This window comes from Labrys miyagiensis, from assembly GCF_030160835.1.
In the GTDB taxonomy this organism is placed as follows: Bacteria; Pseudomonadota; Alphaproteobacteria; order Rhizobiales; family Labraceae; genus Labrys; species Labrys miyagiensis.
The window spans coordinates 83,481-103,494 of sequence record NZ_BSPC01000015.1; the positions used below are offsets into that span (position 1 = coordinate 83,481).

20 protein-coding genes and 1 tRNA gene are annotated in these 20,014 nt (G+C 58.7%); 10 read left to right on the forward strand and 11 right to left on the reverse strand.

The annotated features are described in order from the left end of the window. Positions 1-71: 71 nt before the first annotated feature. From QQL24_RS08765 to hflX, 3 genes are all read left to right on the forward strand, one after another. On the forward strand, positions 72-932 hold the full coding sequence (locus QQL24_RS08765) for a D-amino-acid transaminase (RefSeq protein WP_284311598.1): 861 nt from the start codon (positions 72-74) through the stop codon (positions 930-932). Between the two features lie 223 nt (positions 933-1,155). Continuing rightward, positions 1,156-1,413, forward strand: coding sequence for an RNA chaperone Hfq (hfq, locus tag QQL24_RS08770; RefSeq protein WP_068290859.1), 258 nt, complete (start codon positions 1,156-1,158; stop codon positions 1,411-1,413). A 50-nt stretch (positions 1,414-1,463) separates the two neighbouring features. Next, positions 1,464-2,858 (forward strand): GTPase HflX, encoded by a 1,395-nt coding sequence (hflX, locus tag QQL24_RS08775; protein WP_284311599.1) that lies wholly within the window; start codon positions 1,464-1,466, stop codon positions 2,856-2,858. Between the two features lie 14 nt (positions 2,859-2,872). On the opposite strand, the gene QQL24_RS08780 is transcribed toward hflX, so the two are convergent. The 3 genes from QQL24_RS08780 to mazG all read right to left on the reverse strand — a co-directional run bounded on the left by QQL24_RS08780 (position 2,873) and on the right by mazG (position 4,901). After that, positions 2,873-3,121 (reverse strand): YMGG-like glycine zipper-containing protein, encoded by a 249-nt coding sequence (locus tag QQL24_RS08780; RefSeq protein WP_284311600.1) that lies wholly within the window; start codon positions 3,119-3,121, stop codon positions 2,873-2,875. A gap of 281 nt (positions 3,122-3,402) precedes the next feature. Then, on the reverse strand, positions 3,403-3,858 hold the full coding sequence (locus QQL24_RS08785) for a hypothetical protein (protein WP_284311601.1): 456 nt from the start codon (positions 3,856-3,858) through the stop codon (positions 3,403-3,405). Positions 3,859-4,058: 200 nt separating this feature from the next. Continuing rightward, the gene (gene mazG / locus QQL24_RS08790; protein WP_284311602.1) at positions 4,059-4,901 is read right to left on the reverse strand and encodes a nucleoside triphosphate pyrophosphohydrolase; all 843 of its coding nucleotides are present in this window, start codon (positions 4,899-4,901) and stop codon (positions 4,059-4,061) included. A gap of 158 nt (positions 4,902-5,059) precedes the next feature. Here mazG and QQL24_RS08795 point away from each other — a divergent pair. Both QQL24_RS08795 and QQL24_RS08800 read left to right on the forward strand, forming a co-directional pair. Next, positions 5,060-5,150, forward strand: a tRNA-Ser gene (locus QQL24_RS08795). A gap of 253 nt (positions 5,151-5,403) precedes the next feature. Further along, the gene (locus tag QQL24_RS08800; protein ID WP_284311603.1) at positions 5,404-6,906 is read left to right on the forward strand and encodes a serine protease; all 1,503 of its coding nucleotides are present in this window, start codon (positions 5,404-5,406) and stop codon (positions 6,904-6,906) included. A gap of 458 nt (positions 6,907-7,364) precedes the next feature. Here QQL24_RS08800 and QQL24_RS08805 read toward each other — a convergent pair whose 3' ends face one another. Both QQL24_RS08805 and QQL24_RS08810 read right to left on the reverse strand, forming a co-directional pair. Beyond that, positions 7,365-8,825: a hypothetical protein gene (locus tag QQL24_RS08805; RefSeq protein ID WP_284311604.1), complete on the reverse strand. Its 1,461-nt coding sequence runs from the start codon at positions 8,823-8,825 to the stop codon at positions 7,365-7,367. A gap of 76 nt (positions 8,826-8,901) precedes the next feature. After that, positions 8,902-12,231: a hypothetical protein gene (locus QQL24_RS08810; RefSeq protein ID WP_284311605.1), complete on the reverse strand. Its 3,330-nt coding sequence runs from the start codon at positions 12,229-12,231 to the stop codon at positions 8,902-8,904. Positions 12,232-12,926: 695 nt separating this feature from the next. On the opposite strand from QQL24_RS08810, the gene QQL24_RS08815 reads away from it, so the two are divergent. Together QQL24_RS08815 and QQL24_RS08820 are read left to right on the forward strand one after the other, a co-directional pair. Beyond that, a complete protein-coding gene (locus QQL24_RS08815) occupies positions 12,927-13,202 on the forward strand; it encodes a hypothetical protein (RefSeq protein ID WP_284311606.1) in 276 nt (91 codons plus the stop codon). Positions 13,203-13,240: 38 nt separating this feature from the next. Then, positions 13,241-13,663 carry a hypothetical protein gene (locus QQL24_RS08820; RefSeq protein WP_284311607.1) on the forward strand — a complete coding sequence of 141 codons (423 nt, stop codon included), beginning with the start codon at positions 13,241-13,243 and terminating at the stop codon, positions 13,661-13,663. Positions 13,664-13,728: 65 nt separating this feature from the next. Here QQL24_RS08820 and QQL24_RS08825 read toward each other — a convergent pair whose 3' ends face one another. Further along, on the reverse strand, positions 13,729-14,523 hold the full coding sequence (locus QQL24_RS08825; RefSeq protein ID WP_284311608.1) for an outer membrane protein: 795 nt from the start codon (positions 14,521-14,523) through the stop codon (positions 13,729-13,731). Between the two features lie 396 nt (positions 14,524-14,919). On the opposite strand from QQL24_RS08825, the gene QQL24_RS08830 reads away from it, so the two are divergent. Continuing rightward, positions 14,920-15,162, forward strand: a complete 243-nt coding sequence (locus QQL24_RS08830) for a DUF6293 family protein (RefSeq protein ID WP_284311609.1) — start codon at positions 14,920-14,922, stop codon at positions 15,160-15,162. A 1,348-nt stretch (positions 15,163-16,510) separates the two neighbouring features. On the opposite strand, the gene QQL24_RS08835 is transcribed toward QQL24_RS08830, so the two are convergent. The 3 genes from QQL24_RS08835 to QQL24_RS08845 are packed head-to-tail and all read right to left on the reverse strand — an operon-like array spanning position 16,511 to position 17,894. Further along, a complete protein-coding gene (locus QQL24_RS08835; protein ID WP_284311610.1) occupies positions 16,511-16,816 on the reverse strand; it encodes a hypothetical protein in 306 nt (101 codons plus the stop codon). After that, positions 16,806-17,156, reverse strand: a complete 351-nt coding sequence (locus QQL24_RS08840; RefSeq protein ID WP_284311611.1) for a hypothetical protein — start codon at positions 17,154-17,156, stop codon at positions 16,806-16,808. Before QQL24_RS08840 ends, QQL24_RS08835 begins: the two co-directional genes overlap by 11 nt. A 3-nt stretch (positions 17,157-17,159) precedes the next feature. Next, the gene (locus QQL24_RS08845; RefSeq protein WP_284311612.1) at positions 17,160-17,894 is read right to left on the reverse strand and encodes a hypothetical protein; all 735 of its coding nucleotides are present in this window, start codon (positions 17,892-17,894) and stop codon (positions 17,160-17,162) included. 126 nt (positions 17,895-18,020) lie between these two features. On the opposite strand from QQL24_RS08845, the gene QQL24_RS08850 reads away from it, so the two are divergent. Further along, positions 18,021-18,254, forward strand: a complete 234-nt coding sequence (locus QQL24_RS08850) for a helix-turn-helix domain-containing protein (RefSeq protein WP_284311613.1) — start codon at positions 18,021-18,023, stop codon at positions 18,252-18,254. 15 nt (positions 18,255-18,269) lie between these two features. On the opposite strand, the gene QQL24_RS08855 is transcribed toward QQL24_RS08850, so the two are convergent. Continuing rightward, positions 18,270-18,590 carry a hypothetical protein gene (locus QQL24_RS08855; protein ID WP_284311614.1) on the reverse strand — a complete coding sequence of 107 codons (321 nt, stop codon included), beginning with the start codon at positions 18,588-18,590 and terminating at the stop codon, positions 18,270-18,272. Between the two features lie 239 nt (positions 18,591-18,829). On the opposite strand from QQL24_RS08855, the gene QQL24_RS08860 reads away from it, so the two are divergent. Next, positions 18,830-19,138 (forward strand): hypothetical protein, encoded by a 309-nt coding sequence (locus QQL24_RS08860; protein ID WP_284311615.1) that lies wholly within the window; start codon positions 18,830-18,832, stop codon positions 19,136-19,138. 93 nt (positions 19,139-19,231) lie between these two features. Here QQL24_RS08860 and QQL24_RS08865 read toward each other — a convergent pair whose 3' ends face one another. Further along, positions 19,232-19,882 (reverse strand): helix-turn-helix transcriptional regulator, encoded by a 651-nt coding sequence (locus QQL24_RS08865; protein ID WP_284311616.1) that lies wholly within the window; start codon positions 19,880-19,882, stop codon positions 19,232-19,234. Positions 19,883-20,014 lie beyond the last annotated feature (132 nt).

The following is a 20,014-nucleotide window of genomic DNA, read 5'->3' on the forward strand; positions in this document are numbered from 1 at the left end:
CAGGCGCGGAAATCTGCGGCACATCGGTCAGAGGAAATCCGCCGATCCCCTCCTTGCCTGTTGGAACCGCCATGAGCCGCATCGCCTATGTCAACGGACTCTATACGCCGCTTCGCGATGCGAGCGTCCATATCGAGGATCGTGGCTTCCAGTTCGCCGACGGCGTCTATGAGGTCTGCGAGATCTTCGGCGGCAAGATCATCGATGAGACGCGCCATCTCGCCCGGCTGAAACGCTCGCTGTCCGAACTAGGCATCCGCATGCCGGTGGAGGAGGGCGCGCTCAAAGTCATCCTTCGGGAGACAGTGCGGCGCAACCGCGTGCGCAACGGCCTGGTCTATTTCCAGGTCACGCGCGGCTCAGCCAGGCGCGACTTCGTCTTTCCGGCCGCCGATACGCCGCCCACGCTGGTGGTGATCGCCCGTCCGGTCGACCGGGCCAAGGTCGAGGCGGGCGCGGCCGCCGGCATTTCGGTGATCACCGTGCCGGACAATCGCTGGGAGCGGGTCGACATCAAGACCACGGGCCTGCTGCCCAATTCGCTGGCGCGCCAGAAGGCCAAGCTGCAGGGCGCCAGGGAAGCCTGGTTCTTCGACGAGGATGGCTATGTAACGGAAGGCGCGGCAAGCAATGCCTGGATCGTCACCAAGGAAAATACGCTGGTGACGCGGCCGGCCGAATCCGGGATCCTGCGCGGGATCACCCGCACCACGCTGATCGATCTCGCTAAGCGCGACAACCTCATCGTATCGGAGCGCCCCTTCACCGTGGCGGAGGCCAAGGCCGCAAGGGAGGCTTTCATCACGGCGGCGACGGCCGTCATCACGCCTGTGATCAGAATCGATGATATCGTGCTTGGTGACGGCAAGCCCGGCGCCCTCGCCATCAAGTTGCGGGCCCATTTCCACAGCGTGGCGGAACATTCAGCCTAAGTTTTCCGAACCTGCGTTTTTTGCCGTATTCACGCCGTTGTTATGTCGCTTAAACGGTAGACATGGCGGAATGCCGCGCGGGAAGTGCAAACTTTTGCTTGCGCGACGCAGCATCCCCGTCGACTATGTAGGTTGATTGAATGAAGGCAAGCGCGTTGGCTTTTGCCGGCATTGCTTGTGAATATCCGCGGGCTAACCGCGGTCAAGGAGTTTCGGGGGTATTATGGCGGCGGAGCGAACCCAAAATCTACAGGACACCTTTCTCAACAATGTCCGCAAGAACAAGATCCCGCTCACGATCTTCCTGGTGAATGGCGTTAAGTTGCAAGGCGTTGTGACCTGGTTTGACAATTTTTGCGTGCTGTTGCGGCGCGATGGTCATTCCCAGCTCGTGTACAAGCACGCGATTTCGACGATCATGCCGGGCCATCCCGTCCAGCTCTTCGAAGGTGGCGAGATCGAGGGAGCGGACAAGCTCTGATTCTTGCCCTCACAACGGTGGCGGGAACGATTCCGCCCGAAAGTTGACGTTTGACACCAGAATTGTTCAAGGATCCGGCGTATCGCATCGATGCGCATGAGCTGGAAGTTGCCTCGGGCACGCGCACCTATGTCGTGGCGCCGGTGCTTTCGCGCCGTGCGGACAGCGATCTTGTGCGCTCCCCGGCGGCCAAGCTCGAAGAGGCCGTCGGCCTTGCCGCAGCCATCGACCTCAACGTGGTCGGTTCGGCTGTGGTGACGCTCGCCGAGATCAGGCCCTCGACCTATATCGGCAAGGGCAAGGTCGACGAGATCAAGGCGATCGTCGAGGACGAGCAGGTCACGCTCGTGCTGATGGACTGCGCGCTTTCGCCCGTCCAGCAGCGCAATCTCGAAAAGGCTTGGGGTGCGAAGGTTATCGATCGAACCGGCCTGATTCTCGAGATCTTCGGCCGCCGCGCGCGCACCAGGGAAGGCACGCTGCAGGTCGAGCTGGCCCATCTCAATTACCAGAAGGGCCGGCTGGTCCGCTCCTGGACCCATCTCGAGCGCCAGCGCGGCGGCGGTGGCTTCCTCGGCGGTCCTGGCGAAACGCAGATCGAGTCGGACCGGCGCCTGCTCCAGGACCGCATCGTCAAGCTCGAACGCGAGTTGGAGCAGGTGAAGCGCACGCGCGCCCTGCATCGCGTCAGCCGTCGCAAGGTGCCTTATCCGATCGTCGCTTTGGTGGGCTACACCAATGCCGGCAAGTCGACCCTGTTCAACCGCCTGACCCGGGCCGAGGTGCTGGCCGAGGATATGCTCTTCGCCACGCTCGATCCGACCCTGCGCGCCCTCAAGCTGCCACACGGCACCAAGGCGATCCTCTCCGACACGGTGGGCTTCATCTCCGAACTGCCCACCATGCTGGTCGCCGCCTTCCGCGCCACCCTAGAAGAGGTGCTGGAGGCCGATGTCATCCTGCATGTGCGCGATATCTCGCATGGCGATACCGAGGCGCAGGCTTCCGACGTGCGCAGCATCCTAGAAAGCCTCGGCGTCGAGGCGAGTGCCGAGCGGGCGATCATCGAGGTCTGGAACAAGGTCGACCTGCTCGATGCTCCGGCGCGAGAGGCACTCCTGAATCCCGCGCGGCGTAGTGGGGAGAACCGGCCGGTCGTCATCTCCGCCGTGAGCGGGGAGGGCATCGACACCCTCCTGGACCGCGTTGAGGCAACGGTGGCAGCGGGGCGCCTGACGCTCACCATCGACGTGCCTCCCTCGGACGGCGCCGGGCTCGCCTGGCTTTACGGTAATGCCGACGTGATGGCGCGCGAGACGGACGAGGAAGGCGTGACGCGGGTCACCGTGCGTGTCGCCCCGGAACGGGCCGACCAGGTGCGTCGGCGCTTCGGACTGACGGTGGTCGACATGGTCGAGCCCGACGACGTCCGCCGGCTGGGCTGAGTTCCCGGCAGCCGTCAGAACCAGCTGGGCGAAGGCGAGCTCGGCGTCGTCACCACGCCGATGACGGCGCCCGTTGCCGCGCCGATCGCACCGCCCACGACTGCACCGGCCGCCGGCTGGCGGGAGACGAGGCTGCCGACGATGGCACCGCTGGCGCCGCCGATGATGGCACCGTTCAGCGCCCTGCCTCCCGGACTGCTGCTGCAGGAGGCGGTACCGAGGCCCAGGCTACCGGCCATGACCAAAACAAACGTTCTATTCATTTCTGAGCATCCCTACGCTACGCAACTTGAATGGCTCATTTACTTAAAATTAACTTTCGGTATTGAATGAGTCGGAAGAAAGGCTGCCTCTTTCATGCTTTCGCCGCAGGCGTTAACGGCAGCGTAAAGACCGGAAAATCGAGCTTTGCGGGCACGCAAATACGTTTCAAAGATCCAGGCGGCCCGTCAATTTAACTTTGAATCCCTCGGGCGGCGGCCGTTTGAAGGTCATTTCATTCATGGTTAATTTGCTGCCGGGATCTCTATTCCTGGCCAGAATTTCAGTCGGGCCCGAAGGGCCGCTCCAACAAGACCCTCGGGCCGGCCATATGGCCAGCGGGCGGATTCAGCCGGTAAATCAGCTCCCAGGGGCCCCGATAGTCGTCCTTGAAAGGCGTCGGATCGGGAGGCGCGCCAAGGACGACCACCAGAGCGAGGCGATCCTTTTCCTTCGGCTTCAACACTTGGAGAATGTTGTAGATGGTGTAGCCACCCGCCGAGAAGCCATAGAGCGCGAAAACGTCATCATCGGCCCGGATCTCCTTCAGCGCCTTTTGCATCTGCTGGCTGTTGACGGCCGACCAACCGGCAACGTCGATGACTTTCGGCTCGTAGCCCCTCAGACGTGCGAAATCCAAGGCCGCGGCCTCGTCCAGTGCGCCTCGCGGCCATTCCCGGGGCTTTTCGCCTGGCAGCGCGTATGTGCCGGCCTTTCCACGCATGATCACCATTTTCACGGTGCCTGCCTCCGCTGCGCAATTGGGTGTGGTCCTTCGCCTTGTATTATAGCGGAAACAGTTGCGATCGCGGATCATCCGTGAGGGGGATGGTCGTCCATTCCATCCGCCAAATGCATGTCTTTGCTTCTGGACCGGACTTCCTCGTGGCCTGACGCGAGGAAGTCAGATTCCTCGGACCACGCCCGGGTAGCGCGACGTCAAAGACCTTCTCGCTTTGCTTCGTTCCACAGGGCATCCATCGCCTCAAGCGTCGAGCCGGCGGGCGTCGTGCCCTGTTCGGCAAGGCGTGCCTCGATGAAATGGAAGCGCCGCTCAAACTTGGTGTTCGCCCCGCGCAAGGCTTCCTCGGCATCGGCATGGGCATGGCGGGCGACATTGGCGACGGCGAAGAGCAGGTCGCCGATCTCCGCGTTGATTTCCTCCGCTCTGGCCCCAGCATTGAGGGCCGCCTCGATCTCGTCGGCCTCCTCTCGCACCTTGGCGAGCACGGTGCGGATGTCGTTCCAGTCGAAGCCGACCTTGCCGGCCTTCTCCTGCAGCTTGACGGCGCGGGTGAGGGCAGGCATGGCCGCTGGAACGCCGTCGAGGGCGCTCGCCTGCCGCGCCTCGGGCCGGCGCTTGGCGCGCTCCGCCTTCTCCTGCGCCTTGATTTCGGCCCAGAGCTTCTTCACCTCAGCAGGCGGCAGGTTGCGGGCCTCGCCGAAGACATGGGGGTGCCGGCGGATCAGTTTGGTGGTGATCGCCTGCACCACATCGCCGAAATCGAACAGGCCCTGCTCGCGCGCCATCTGAGCGTGGAACACCACCTGGAGGAGAAGATCGCCCAACTCGTCGTTGAGATCAGCCATGTCGCCCCGCTGGATGGCGTCGGCAACCTCATAAGCCTCCTCGATGGTGTAGGGGGCGATGCTGGCAAAATCCTGCTCGAGATCCCAGGGGCAGCCCGTGACCGGCGTGCGCAGCGCCGCCATGATATCGATGAGGCGCTGCAAATCGCGGCTGGGCGTGACGGAGGCGGGGGGATTGGCTGAGTTGTCCATGGCGGTCTCCTTGTCGCCTCATAGCGCAAAAGCGGGGCGATTCCTGCCTTCCTTCACCCGCCCCCGAGCCATTCCCGGAGGCTTTCCCCGTGAAGGCATGGGGGCAGCTGCGAATTTGCCTTGATTGCGCGGGCGGGATTGTCTATCCGGGGCGTAACGGAGACGTGGCCGAGAGGCTGAAGGCACTCGTTTGCTAAATGAGCATACCCCACAAGGGTATCCAGGGTTCGAATCCCTGCGTCTCCGCCATTCACTTTGCCTAAGATATTGGGATTGCAAGTGAATTTGGCTTGCTCCAGACGGCTACCCTAAATTTTACCCCAACAGCTGCGGCGATTTGCCACGAATTCCAGCGAAGGCTGGTGAGCGGCTGGAACGAAATTCGCTCCCCCTTTTTGTCGCATATCTCTTCGGGCAGATGATCGCTCGGTCGACTATCTGGCGCGCCGCTTCAATGAGTGCTTTCATTGCCCGATACGAAAGCTACTTTTGGGGGCAGTAAATGCGGCGCGCGCTAGTCGCTTGGGTGATTCTTTGTCTGACCGCAGGCGCAGCACTCGCGGATGGTAGGCCGCCCGGCTACGCGGAAGCGGCCCAAGCTTTCGCATCGCAGAATATAGAGCAGCGCGTCAGGCTCCAGACTGCTCTCGACGCGGCCGGCTTCACAGCAAATGTCCCGAACACCTTGTTCAGCGTGCGCTTATTCAACCAAATTTCGCAATTCCAATCTGCCAACGGATTTCCAGGTACAGGTATCATTACGCCGGAGCAACAAGCGCGCCTGGATGCCATAACCAACCCGCTATTCGCCCAATGGGGTTTCCGATCGATACCACACCCCGACGTCGGAGCTCACCTTTGGGTGCCCATGGGGCTAGGCCTGACAGTGTCGCGCAATGCCGATGGATTGCGGTTCGAGGATCCCCGCGGTCGCGTTGTCCTGGACTATGGGTATTTTCCGTCTACGTCCCTCGAAGCATCATTTTCGGCTTGGATGAACGTGCTTAAAAGCGGCGGTGATCAAATCGGCTACAGCGTGGCGCGGCCGGACTTCTTTGCAATCACCGCTGAGAATGGTCCTAAGTCTTCCTACATTCGGTTTCATCGATATGGGACTGGTACCCTTGGGTTCATGTTTATGTTCGACAACACCGATACCGAACTACACGGCGATCGGCTGGAGAATCTCATTTCTGCATCGATGTGGTCGCAACTGACGCCCAGGGCGCCTTTCATTCCTTTGCCCAACGTTTATCCGCCGCAGCTTCAAACCACTTCTCTACCTTCGCCGCCAACGGTGCCCGCACCAACGTCGCCTCCGCCCTCCTCGCCCCCCGAGGACCACGCAGCAGCCCCCCCGGCAACAGCGCCCGATAGTCCGCCTCCCGAGTTTTCCGGCACGGCCTTCTTTGTCGAAGCTACCGGCCAGTTGCTGACCAACGCGCATGTCATAGAAAAATGCACATCGATCACAATCGCCGGCCCGAACGGGCCGCTACCGGTTCGTGTAATCGCTCGCGACAGGACCAATGACCTTGCACTGTTGAAAGCCGATATTACCCCACCGCGGGTCGCGCAGTTTCGAACAGGCGTCCGGCTGGGCGAGGGTGTCGAGGCGTTCGGGTATCCATTGTCCGATATCCTGTCGAGCTCCGGAAACTTCACACTGGGCAATATCACGGCATTGACCGGCCTGGGCGACGATAGCCGCTATTTCCAGGTTTCCACCCCGGTGCAACCGGGCAACTCGGGCGGCCCGCTACTGGATGCCAGCGGCAACCTCGTTGGCGTGGTCTCCGCTAAGCTCAATGCCCTGAAGGCGATGGTGGCCAATGGCGACATTCCGCAGAACGTGAACTTTGCGATCAAAGCGTCGGTCGCGGAGAATTTCCTCGAGAGTAACGGCGTGCAATATAAGACCGGGACGCTCGGCGCCACGGCCACACCGCCCGCGGATATTGCAGATCAGGCGAAGGCGGTGAGCGCCTACGTTCGATGTCATTAGCGCGAGCGACCAATCTTAGTGGACACCTCTCAAATCGCAGTATTCCCGTGTTTACCGCAGCTATCATCAGGGCGTTGTCGGCGGTTCATTCGATCATCGTGTCACTGCGAACCTACACCATGGAGCCAGGAGAGGCGTTCATGCCGCCTGGCAGCCTCATCGGAAAGATTCCGATTGGTGCGGCACCCGCACCACTTTAGAATCTGGCTCCGAAGGCGCAGGGGCCTGCCGGTAGCTCCGGCCTATTGGCCTCCTAGTTGTGGGCCATATTGCCCACCAGCCCAGCGCAGGCGCCGCGCTTGGCCGCGATCTATTGCATCGGGGCCAAGAGGGGGGGGGGGCGCCCGAGGCGACGGGAGCCGTACTGGGAGACGAGCCGATCACCTTGATGATCTCAGCAACCGTGCTCCCAGCTTGTTCAGCTCCTGGTTATCGGTGATGACGGCGCCTATTGGCTGCTACCAGGGCCTCTTCGCGGTGAGGCGATATCCCCAACTGGCAACGGCCGGACCAGCATTCACGCCGGTATTCTTATTGATAATCACCCAAGCAGCAAAACCGCCCGTTGTGAACCAAACCGTGTTTCTAGTTGACGAAACTGGCATGGGGACAACCAATCCTGATGTTGGCTGCATCATGGGTGAAGAGTTAATATCACCAACCGAATAGTTTAGATCCGCTGTGAGGTTCTTTGCTGTCAATTGAACCAACGCGCCATCTACCCCAAGATTGCTATTCTTGGATACCACCGTTGCCGTCGTCGTCGGCAATGGCGTTATATATCCACTGTCATAGTAGCCTTCATAGGCATAGGCTATGGTGGACGTAACACCGCTGCCACTTGTGACGGCTTCGCCGACGCATACAGTACTGATTGGATTGGCCACAGAGCCATTGCCGAGATACATCTGCTTTCCGACAATGTCGAAGGTGTACTGCCCGTTGGTCGTCGAAAGTGCGCCACCGTACTGATAGATGATCGGCAGCGTCGAGATCGAAGCGGTCAAGGCGCCAGCCGACACTGTTGTCATCAGGAAATTCGTAGCGCTGGGCGCCAGGGACCAACTCAGGTTCGCCGTAGCAATACCGATGACGTCGACATCGCCGCCAGCGCCGAAGCCGTTGGCGGCCGTTACCACAAGCGAATTCGCGCCCGTCCCGACGTTTTGGGTCGTCAGAGTGAGTGTGACGCTAGTAGCTGGCAGGAAAGTTGGTAGGCCATTTGTGGCAGGACCAGAGAGCACAGTCTGTCGAACGGGGACGTCGCCTGCTGCCCAGCTTGGATTAGCTCCTGAGCCGCCAGTTTGAAGCATTTGCCCGACAATACCCGGTGCGAGGGACGCCCACGTCGATACGTCACGGTAAAGAATAGCCCCCTGCGTCGTCGTAATCGTATCGAGGATCGCGCTCAGGGTATTGTCGTTGGCGTTTGCGGTGCCCCCTGTGATGTTGCTCTTGATCGTCAAGCCCGGCATTTGGGAGAGCTTGGAATTGGTCACGGAATTATTGGGTATGGCGGCCGAGGTATTGGTGGGCTGAATGTTCGTGCCGTCGGAATAGACCTGCGTGATGAAACCCTGGCCCACCACGGTCGATAATCCCCCGCCACCCGAAGAAATTGTGACCGCGAAGGCACCCGTGGTGGAATTGTTCACGTTCCACTGGCCACCAACCGGGCTTGGGATCTGGTAGTTCACATCTGCGGTGAGAACACCGGATATATTGATGATCAAGGGCTGATACTGGGTTGACGACAGGACGACTGTCCCTGATGCGCCAGTAGCATTGAGGTTGGTCTGGCCACCCAAGGCGGCGTCGAGAATTGCCCAATCATTGTTGATGGGAACATTCCAGTTGCCAGGATAATCGCCGTTGGCGGGTTGTTCGATACGCTTGTTGGTCGTGAAGGACGAAACCATTTGGGGGGATTCCTAAAGATTGCCTGCTGGGCTGGTGTTGGGTGAAAACGTCAGATTTCTGATGTGCTTTGTTCGGTCAGATGCCTTGTTTGGCGATCTGGAGCGCCTTCACCACGACGGGATCAGGGGCATTTAGCAGCGGCTCAGTCGCCCTGTTGGCGTCGCGCTTGGCCATGTCGACGAGCTTGATCAGCCGGTTTACGAGGAACTCGTGCGACTTCTTCACAGCGCCCCCATGAGCGCGCGCTTCGCGCGGCTCGTTCGTGGGCTGCTGCGGCGTGGCGAGCATCTTTGCCGATTGCTCGATTGTCTGACCGAGGCGGATAAGTGCGGATGGTCTGGCTTGACCTTGCTTGTCGATATAGGTCTGGAGCATGGCTTTGCCGACTTCGGGGTTTTCCAGAGCCTGCAAATAGAGGTCATTGACCTTATTGATGCCGTTGGCTCTCAGCCTGCCTAGACCAGCGCGGAGGCCAGCGAGGGCGGCAATACCAGTAGCGCCCATCACATCGCCACTATGAAGGGCTTCTACGCCGGCAATCGTCATTGCCCCACCGATGGAGAGGTGACCAGACTTGGCCGCGATCTCCTGCATCTTCTTGAAAACATTCGCGCCGGTATCAGCGCCAGACCGTGCTCTCGTATTGTCCATGGCGATTTGTGAGCGCTTCACATCGGCGGCGATGGCCTTCATATTAGCCAGACCGTCCTGTCCGAAAAGCGCTTCCACTGCATCGCCATGATTGGCGAGAAGCTTCCCGAGTTTATCGCCCGAGATGATGCGCTCACCGTCGGTCATGCCCGCATTTCTTACGCTTTCCAGTAGGCTCTCAGCAGCGGCGCGCTGAAGACCCTGCACAGCCCCGGGGTCATTCTGCATGCGGCTGAGAAGGCTTTTGATCTGTGTCGGGCCATCCTTGGCACGGATCATATCGGAGACACGTTGGCGCACCTCTCCAGGCGTAGTCGCGCCCATAAGCTTGCCGGCAGCGCCCTCCTGAGCAAGCTTCAGATCCTGCACCTTGGCAATGCGTGCATCGTTGAGTGCTTGCGTAGCCGTGGCGGCATTATCGAACTTCGAGGAAAACCCTGGAGAGGCTTCGTCCACCGCTTTCAGGGCCTGCCCATAGTTCTGCTTCCATGCGGCAAGCGCTTTGGGATCGAGGGCGTCACCCTTCATGCCGGCACGAAGGCGAGCCATAGCCATGTCCTGTATGGCGGAAACGGCTTCTGGTGAATTGTTGGCGGCCTTCAGGAAGGCGCTCGTGGTCGAATAGCCGGTGTTGCCGGCGGGGAACGCCTTGGCGGGAATGGTAGAAGCAGCGTTCCGATACTGACCGGCAAAGCCATTAGTCGAGAGCATGCTCTTGACTGGACCCTGACGATAGGTCTGGTCATACTGGGCGTGTGCTTGCTTGGCGGTCGCGAGACGCGCAGCGGCGTCTTCGTCGAAATTCGGTGCCAGTTGAGGCTTTTCTGCCCCTAGTACCCCCGCAGAGGCGGCTCCGGGTCCTCGTCCCACGCTTCCCGTAGTTGGGCTGGCGTTAGGGGTTCCGCTCCCTTGTACGCCGGGGGCGGCGGTAGCGGCGCCGGGGTTATTGTCTCCCCCCGGGCCAAGACGGCTTTGTATTCCTTGATCGCCTGCAGAAGCTCGAAGTCCCCCCGCGCCTTGGCTCGGTTCCAGACCGCTTCCAACACTAGGGGGCGCTCCCATGCCGGATGCACCGACAGCGACCGCGCTATCATTTGCGGTGCTGTCTCGCCCGGGATTCCCGAAACCGGCGACCTCTTTATCATTCTCGAAACGTGCTCGAATAGAATCTGCCGGGTTCAATTCTCCGCGCGCAATCGCGGCCTGTTCCCAAGCATTCTGGTTGTCAACGGCATCATTAATACTTCCCATCACCGCCGACTTCAAATCCTTCAATTGATTATGGCCGATGTAATCACCGGAGCGCTTGGCCTGAGCCATGGCAGCCGTGATCGTGCTGTCCAGTGCCGTAAGCTTGTTGAACGGCGTCACGGCCGCCAGGTTCGCCACCATGTTGATGACCGGTGTCGCATTCGGGCTCGGAACGGATACGGCGGGGTCGATACTGTCGCGAAGTTGCTTTGCGGCATCCGCCGCCTGTGCGGTCACCACAGCAAGCTTGTTGTCCGGGTCCACGAGGTCATAAAGACGCGACCTAGCCTTAGATGCCGCATCGCTTGCCTCTTGGGTCACGTTCCTCAGAGTGGAACCGACCAACTCGGGATCAAAGTTGCCCATAACGCCGGAATTAAGGGTATCGGCACGCTGAGCGAGATTATTGATCGTGCTTTCGTGGGCCGCGTCGATATCGCTCAGCTGCTTGTTCAGCGTGGCAGTCGGGCTCATGACATCGCCAGCGCCCGGTGCCATCTGATCGATTGCACGAGCGCGAGCGGCATTCTGATCGCCCGCATTAGCCATCTGGCGCGCGGCGAACTCAGGATTGGCAATTCCAGCAGCCTTCGTGGCTTGGGCTAGACCAATATCGCCCGTCTGCTCTGCCAGATTGGGCGTCGAGCCGGGAATGATCTCTTTCGGAGCCGTCTGAGCAGCGGTCAGTGCCGCCTGTGGGTTGGTCGCAGCGTTCCCCACCATCTCAGCGGCTTTGGCCGTACGTCCCGCTTCGGTCATCGGGCCGACATAGGATTTGGCCACGCCGGCCACAGAAGGTGCGACAGTATGCGTCAGAATGGGGGCCAGGATGCCAGCCGCCGTGCCGATATACGGATTGTTCGTGGCGTCGGTAGCGCTCTGTTGCGCGGCGCCTCCCACAAGGCCCATGCCCACCGTTTCCGGACCACCCATAAACAGGGAACTCGTAGCTCCACGAACGCCGCTCTGCGCAATTTTACCCGCTTCGGAGGTGGGTTTATACTGAGCGTTTTCAGCCACATTCTTTTCGATGGACGCAGCCCCACTGGCCAGCGGAGCAACGGCGGCATTGATTGGATCGAGAACCGGAGCCACAAAATTCTTTACTGCCTGTCCCCGTGCCTCTCTGTCCTTTTGTGCCTGCTCAAGCGGAACGCCGCGCAGATAGCTTTCAATATGGGCACCTACCCAATCTCCAAAATCTCCCGCTGCATTATAGGCGGCCGGTACGTCCTGAAGACCTTGTGCGATGCCCGTAGCGCCGCCCTTCACTGCGCCGGAAAGATAGCTCTCGTCACCGGTATTGCGAAGGGCTGCATTCGGGTTGACTGCCGTCGTGCTGATTGGAGAGGCGCCCGCTCCCTGGTTGGCATAGACACTGAAGTCTGGAACATTTGGCGCCTCTGACGGCAGCGTGAAATCCGGAGAGTCGTCCGGAGGTGCAGCGGCCCGGGGCTGTTCGCTGGGGAGGACGAACTCGGGGTACTCTTGCTTGCCGGCCATCTCAGAGCCCTCCCTCGCCTGGCAGCGAAGCGGCGTTGCTTGCGCGTGGGGCCGTACCGTCAGAGCGTTCGAGATGGCGCATGACCAGTTGGCGCAGATAAGCAGAGACCGTCAGATGCTGTTGGAGCGCTGTTTCCTTAAGAGCGGAAATAACAGCGATAGGCACACGGACATTCAGCGCATGCGATAGACGCGTACTCATCGTATTTAAACTCCAGAAACTGTGTTTCAATATAACACAGACAGTCCATGGAGCCTATTTTTGGATATGTACACTGACGTTCATGATTGTATTTCTTAGAATATATTTTGCCGGTGTGGCTGCAGTTGAGGTTATGCGATCCAGACGCGGCCCGCGACACTTACGCTGCGCCGATCCAATACATCTTACACATCATCCGCATAAGTGCCCACTGAGCGACACTATCGAACAGCCGATCGAACCCATCGTCGGCGATGGCTGCCATGATGCATAAATCCAATCACCGCAATACGAGCCTATAATTCGATTGGATAGTACATTATCGAGGCCGTTTGCTCAGCGAATTCGAAGCTTAAGCTGCTGTAATTGCTCAAAATTGCCGGCTAATTGCCATGAATACTAGTGAACGCTGATGTACTTCGAAAATTGCAAATGCGCACCATGCGGAGCATGCTGAAGCTTACGCTGCTACGTGATGGCGCGAGGGAGGTTGATGGCCAAGCCCAGAGTTTTTTCGGGGCGGATGGATATATTCGAGCCAAATGGCTTCGGAACATTTCCGCGCTATCAGATTAGGCGAATGGAGAGGATCGATGACGGTCTTCGCAAACTCGATCACTATCGCATTGAAGTCCTCAATCGTCCTTCTCTGATCGAACAGGAATTGGTGCGCCTGACCTGGGTCCAGGTGCAGCGCTACTTCGATTATTTTGGCTATGGCGATCAATTTAGGAAGGCGTTCCCTTTGAGGGCATCAACCGACTACTAACGCGGTGCGATGGAACAGCGGTCGTTTGGGGGAAATCAATGAAGCGGATGGCCGCTACTGCTCTCGCCATTCTGGCGTTGACGACCCCATCGCATGCCGAGGTACCGGCTGCATTGGTGTGCTCTCTTCACGGTGCCGTAGCCGCCGTCCTGAAACCCGACGGCACGATCGAACGCAAGGACATCAATGACACGATGTCGCTCACGATTGCCGCGATCGATCTGGAGAAAAAGAGCGCTCAAGTCATCAACAACGCCGACGCTGCTCCAGCCTATGCGTTTCAATCCGAGACGGGATTGAACATCATGGAGGTCACGCCTACCCGGAACATCAACCTGCTTACAGTGATGCTCGTAAACCAGGGATCAAGCCATCCTGCCGCGTACTCGCGGCATATCTTCGATCCGATCATCGGCGGGATGGTTTCTCAGTATTATGGGGCTTGCGAGGACAGGACCTGATGGCGGCCTACAGCTGGGACTATTTCAACCTGCCAGTGTGCCCGGCGTTCAACGCTCCTTGGCTCTCAGAATTTGTAGGCTATACCGACACCAAAATTATGTGTCTGCACCTTGGTCTTCGCATCAGCGCCGAACGTTGAAATCGTCGGCGGAATAGCAGTGAAGCTGTTGGAGCCGAAGTCGGAGAACCGATATTCAGCTCTAACCAGCCAATGATCATAGATCATTGCCTCGGCGCCGGCTCCGATCGTGTATCCAACCAAAGTGTCGGAGGAATGAAACGATTGAGTGCCGACAGCCGGATTACAAACGAACGTATCGGCAGGACAGGTCGTCGAATTCTTGATTTGCTGGAATGCCACACCACCCGTTGCATAAAGCAGAATAGAAGGGGTTACGAGATAACCCACGCGAGCACGTACGCTGCCATCCGTTGTAAGCTCCGATTCCGCGAAGCTAGCGCCGATTGCAGTAAGACCAGGGATTCGGGAGATCCTGCCGCTATTTTTTGCATAGCCGATGTCTCCTTCAAGGCCCGCGACCCAGGTTGGAGCAAACTGCCAATTGTAGCCGCCATAGATTGAACCGCGGAAATCCGTCGAATCCACGCTAGCGTTCGGCGCACTCCTAAAGGGCATAGGAATTCGAGTTCCGAGGAACGCAGGGAAAAAAGCGGTAGTCGTCGTCCAATCAGTATTGTTGGTACGGCCGCCAATTCCCGCGCCGATGTAGAAGCCGGTCCAGGTGACCGGAGCGACAACTGGAGCGACTGGCTCGGGCGCTACCGGCGCGAGGTCTGCTGCCGAGGCGCTCATGGCACCAACCAAAGAACCGAGTAGTGCTAGAGCGCCGAGACGCATGGCGAGGTCTTTCAGAATTGAGCCAATCGGATGTTTCGCTATACGACAACGGGCACCGCTTTGGCTGTGATAAACAAGCAACAATGTTGGCAAAATTGTGCAAGCATGGATTCGGAAAGACTTGATCAGCCCCTAGTAGGGGTGCGCCGTTATATTGCCGATAGCCCAATTCGCACCCGTCGTGCCCGCCTTCCGGATTCTGGCTGGCTTTCCAGCCCTCGCGGTACTTGCCCTAGGTAGGCTGCTCAACCCGACCGAGCTCAACGACCGCTCGTGTCAGCAAGTTCGACCAGATCATGCACGAGCATCGCCTAATAATCGCGCAACATTCGCGCGAGATAACAGGGATGGCTTGGGGAACAGGGGCATGACCTAAGACGAATGAGCGTTTGAACGATGGTCACCAAGCTGGAGCTGACCCTTCTTAGATGCCTGGACGACAATGGTGGATGGACTGCCAAGTCGCTTGCAAGGATTTGCGGGTACAACCGAGATCTGGTCAAATATGCATTCGTTCGTAACCATGTGCTCGCGCCGCTCAGGGAGCGAGGCCTTATCACCACGATGAGCGAAACCAAGCCAAGGGCCTTCGTCATCACTGATGAAGGCCGCGCCATTGTTGCCGCCGCCGATGACTGACGAGATGATGCCCTCAACCTCGCTGAAAGGGCAGGCCGCCGAGAAAACCCGGCTCTGCGGGGGAGCGAGCCGGGGTTAAGTTGGACCAGAGGTCGCAGCGAGAAGGTCAATCCGCTGCAGGATATCGAACGCGTCGGCGAGCGGAAGGTTGCACCTGCCGGCTAACCATGGCGATTGGCTGACAAGCGAGGAGGAACCAGGTCTCTGAGAATGGCAAGTGAGCCAATTTCGATAACGGAAGCCGATACTTCCGTTATCCCAAGGTGACGACGCATGCCCGGGGCGATAGCTGCCGGGCTTTTTAGTTTTCAACCCTTACTCAGAATGTCTTTTTGCATTCTCATGAGGCGTTCGACGGCACTTTCAAGTTCGGCGGCAGCAAGATCTGACATTGCTGGGTCCAATTCGGGAAATGTCATTGCCCTTGCATTGGTCAATAACAGAACTCGTCATTGTTCAAATGCTTTAGCTGCATCACCGGTTAGAGTGTAAATCATCCCATATAGCTGGGAAACGAGCGAATTCATGCCGCCCCGGAGGGGACAAATACCCCTTACGTCGGTTCAATCTCACCAGGATCGGCAATCAACGAAAAAACGGGAGCCGCAGCAACCATCGAAGTGCGAACGCCAGGACGGCTCCGGTTCCAGCGCCAGCAGCCATGTAAAGCGCGCCCTCCAGCGGGTGTGCCCGGTCCCAAGGGGTACCACCGAACCTTTGCACCACATATAGCGCGGCAAACGTCAGCGCTGCAGTAGCGATCCACCGTAAGACCTTCGACCAAGACAATCGTCACTCCGCTCGCTGGGGTTCCCCGAGCAGACCATACCAACATTTCCAACCAACCAGAAGGCGCCCCGTCTGCCCTTAACCCGATTGCCGGCGCCAGGATTGCCGTAGTTCGCCGACGGCGTTACCGCCCGGGATTCGACCACGCCATTCCAGTGGCGACTTCCTTGCCGTATCGATTTGAGGCGTCCGTGTATCCCGAGGCAACACCGCTATTGCGAGCCATCGCGGCTTGGTCGGCATTGTAATTTGTAACGGAGCTATTCGTGGTTGAGCATGCTGAAAGGCCCAAGCAAGCAACTGCCGTCAAAACCAAGACTTTCATGTCTTCCCCCACACTATTCTGCCCATAGCCAGCCCAACTCACTCATTGAAGCCTGCTTGCAACAAAGTTCAACTACAAAAATGGCTCGAGATCGACGGGCGGGAAGTGAACAGAGTTAGCGATCGGCATGAGGCCACACGGTAGGCCCCAGCGACCTCCCAATGCAAGACGCCGCCACCAACCGGAGACGGCGCTAAGCTGATGGGAACGGCGTCGAGCGCTGCCCGACATGTTCTAGCCCCTGGGAGCTTTCTCCTCCTCGAGCAGCGCCCGAACCTGCTTGATCCAATCCGGCGTACGCCTCCTCCAATCGCTCGCCGCCCACATCTCGGTGAGGTCGGGGGTGCCGGTCGAGTCGCCTATGTAGATTTGGATCCCGTCCTCGCCGTCGACAGTGACAATCTCGTTTACCGCGCGATGCATGGCGAGAAATGCGGCCGCGCCGAAAGGCGTGGCGCGGCTAGCGCGAGCAAGAGCGCGTTGCATGTCGGCGTAGGTGGTGTCCGCGACTTTTGCGAGTCTAAAAGTGCTATCGGTCATTTCCTGTCCCCTCCGATGCCGCAAGTGTGGCTTGTTCCCTCAGAAACTCTTCCAGGGCCGCAAGCAGCGGCTTCCAGACCGCCTGCCCCCAGTCCTCGTTGTCGTGCTGGAGGAACCGCACCAGAGCGTGAGCGCCGGCAATGGTCATTACCCTGCCGGGCGCCTCAAGCTGGCGCTGCGCGGCGCCGTAGAGCCGCTCGCACAGAGCTTGCTCCTCCTCGTCAGAAGAAATGTCTGTCAGGTCGGCATTCCCATAGACGTTGAGGCCAGCAAAGTAGGCTTCTGCGGCAGTGACCAACGGATCGACGACGGTAGCGGGACGATTTCCTCTCTGCGTCATGACTCACACCTCCACTGAATTGTCTGGGGACACGCGAGAGGCAAGGGAGCGCACCAGCTGAAAGATATGCCTCTCCATCGGCGTGCTTTCGGCCTCATTTGGGTCGGGCAGTTCGTACCAAATGATGGCGGCCTGCCATGCCACGCCGTCCAAAGTGTGCGGCTCGATCGCGAAGATGCTGGCCTCCAGGTCCTCGACTTTCTCTTCGAGGGCGTCGATCGCCGCGTTCCGCGCGGTGTAGCCATTCGCGTCCTCGTAATCTCTGACACGAGCCTTCCACGCGGCAGCGGCGGCGATCAGTTCATCCCGGCGTTGACCGCGCTGATCGCGATATTTCTGAGTGCCCCATTCAAACTCGCCCTGCTCGTATCCGGGCAGGTCCTTCACCCAATAGGGGTTCCAGTGGCCACGCCTTCGTGCTTCAGCAACCCTCGCCAGCGGAAAGCGAGTTGCATCCTCGCGCCTTACCTCAAGGCCGCGATGGTCGTTGAAGACCTCGAGCCAGCCCTCATGAGCGTTGTCGGCCTCCTCCCGCAAAATGTCCGCCCGACGGCGGATCTCGGCCCACCGCTTACTGAGACCGATCAGGATCTCGTCGGGGTGAGCGGTATCGGCCGTCGAAGCTTTGGCCAGGGAGAAAGAGGCAAGGAGGACTGTGGCAGCACCTCCTAGCATCAGCCGGCGGCGGGAAGTTTCAGGCAAGCCGGTAGCGGCTGCCGACATGGTGGGTTTCGACATGGTGGATATCCCTAATGAGATTAGCGATTTTCGCTACCCATAGCGATAAAGGATTACCTCCTTTAGTTCAAGCGATTTTCGCTAGCCCTATCGGAATCCGACAGAAATCATGGTACAAGCCTAGGTATGATGACTCCCGCTCAATGCCGCGCCGCAAGGGCGCTTCTCGACTGGTCCCAACAGCAGCTTTCCGAAGCCGCCAACGTTGGGAACGCCACTATCCGCAACTTTGAAAGTGGCAAATCCTCGCCGCAAAATGCGACGCTCGCCGTCCTAATGAATGCCTTCGAAAATGCCGGCGTAATCTTCGTCGCAGAAAATGGTGAGGGGCCGGGCGTGAGGCTTAGGAAAGAGCGATGATCATTTGTCGGAATTTTATCCCCCATCAATGTTTGCCCTTTGGGAGGAAGTCTTTCCAATTCCACCAAGAACATATCCAGCGATGCCACTCAAAATCGAAATGACACCGCTTGCATCAATTTTCCCCAGCATTGACAACAACGTCACAGCTACGATCACATTTAGGACCGTTATTAGCTGCAGAGTATTTGCCTCTTTAATAAGTAGAGCAAAAATCTTAGCCTGGTCTCTATCTGCTCGCCAAAAGGCTATCGACGCGACAACGGTCACGCCTACGACAACGACTGCAAGGGCGATTATTCCGTACCTCATTACATCGATAAGCCCTGGCTCCATTTTTCCTCTCCCTTCAGATGGTTGTTGTCGGCCGTTGCCAGTATAGATACTATAATAACCTTCGATCGTGGTACGGTTTCGCGCCCTGCAAGCCGTGACCTTTATGGTTTCCTCGGCCCAATCGAGCAGCGCTTCGGCGGCGGGGAGGGCAGCAACTTGGCGTGATGCTTGAAGGAGAGAGTTTCGCGGCGCCGGGAAGTTTCCAACTTGCTGCAGACAGGTGTCAAAGGAGGTTCCAAATGTTGAGGTGTTTCGTCCTTGCAGCCATGGCGTCCCTTATAGGTACCTCAACTATTGCTGGCGAAGTTTGGGTATGCCACGGCAAGCATGAGCTCAAGGTAATCTGGGATAAGAGCAAACCCTCCATCACTGTCGACGGTCATCTCTTTCAAATGCAGATGAATCAATATTCGAAGGTGAGCGCTGTGATGACCGGCAATGGTATTCGCTACCAGCACTACGGCAACAAAATGAACCCAGGTTTAGGCTACAATGAGCTGACGATGGCCGGCGCCACGGAGACCTACCACTGCAAGCCCGGTACGTAGGCGGATGACAATACTACACTGGCCGGGTTCTTCGCGGAGAATGGCGGCGCTGGGGTGCAGTATGCGAAGCGGAGCAAGAGCGATTGAACTGAGCTATTGGCCCGAAGCCACCCGCCAGGCCTTCAAACCGGCCTCCGTAAGGACATAATAAGGTGTGTAGGTTTCGCCTTTCGGATTTGGCCGCACCTCTATAAATCCTCGGATTTCCAATTGTTGTTGGGCGTCGAAGTAGACTGGCCTTATATCAAACGAATTGACGGCCGTGCCGAGGGGATGGCCTGCCAAATGCGCCAGAATCTTTTTTTCGCGCTTACCCATCGGCGTATTCGGAACACTCTCGACCCATTTTTTGTCAGCCACTTCCCTCAGCCGCTCAAGATCCTCAGCTTTCATCGTGAGAGGATCGAACCCGACCTGCCGGTAATACTTCGCCAAAGCAGTTTTTGGCTGCGGAACTGGCAGTCCCGGTTGACCGTCGCGCAGCGCGCGCTGCTCGCGCCAAAGGTCCAAGGCAGAGGCGCCCCGCTGAGGCTCTTCGCCATCGACCGGCAGGTCGTTAAGATGGGCTTCGACCTCCGCGACCAGCCAGAGTTTGCGCGAATGCCACCTGCGGGGCCTGGGAAGCGCGCCCTCCGCCACCATCTTTTCGACCGAAGCAGCACTCACACCGATTGAAAGCGCCAGTTCTGGGAGACTCAGCGCCAGGCGGACGATTGGTCGTTTCGGCGAGAAATAATCGGGCATCGTCTTTCACGACAGGTTGGGCGCGAAACTAGGGTGCATCCTTCACCCCGCGCCTTGTGCGCCTTAGCAATCTCGCGGCCGCCGGAGTGACGGTGACAACCGCCACATCTTGCTGCGGAGCAGATGGCTTCG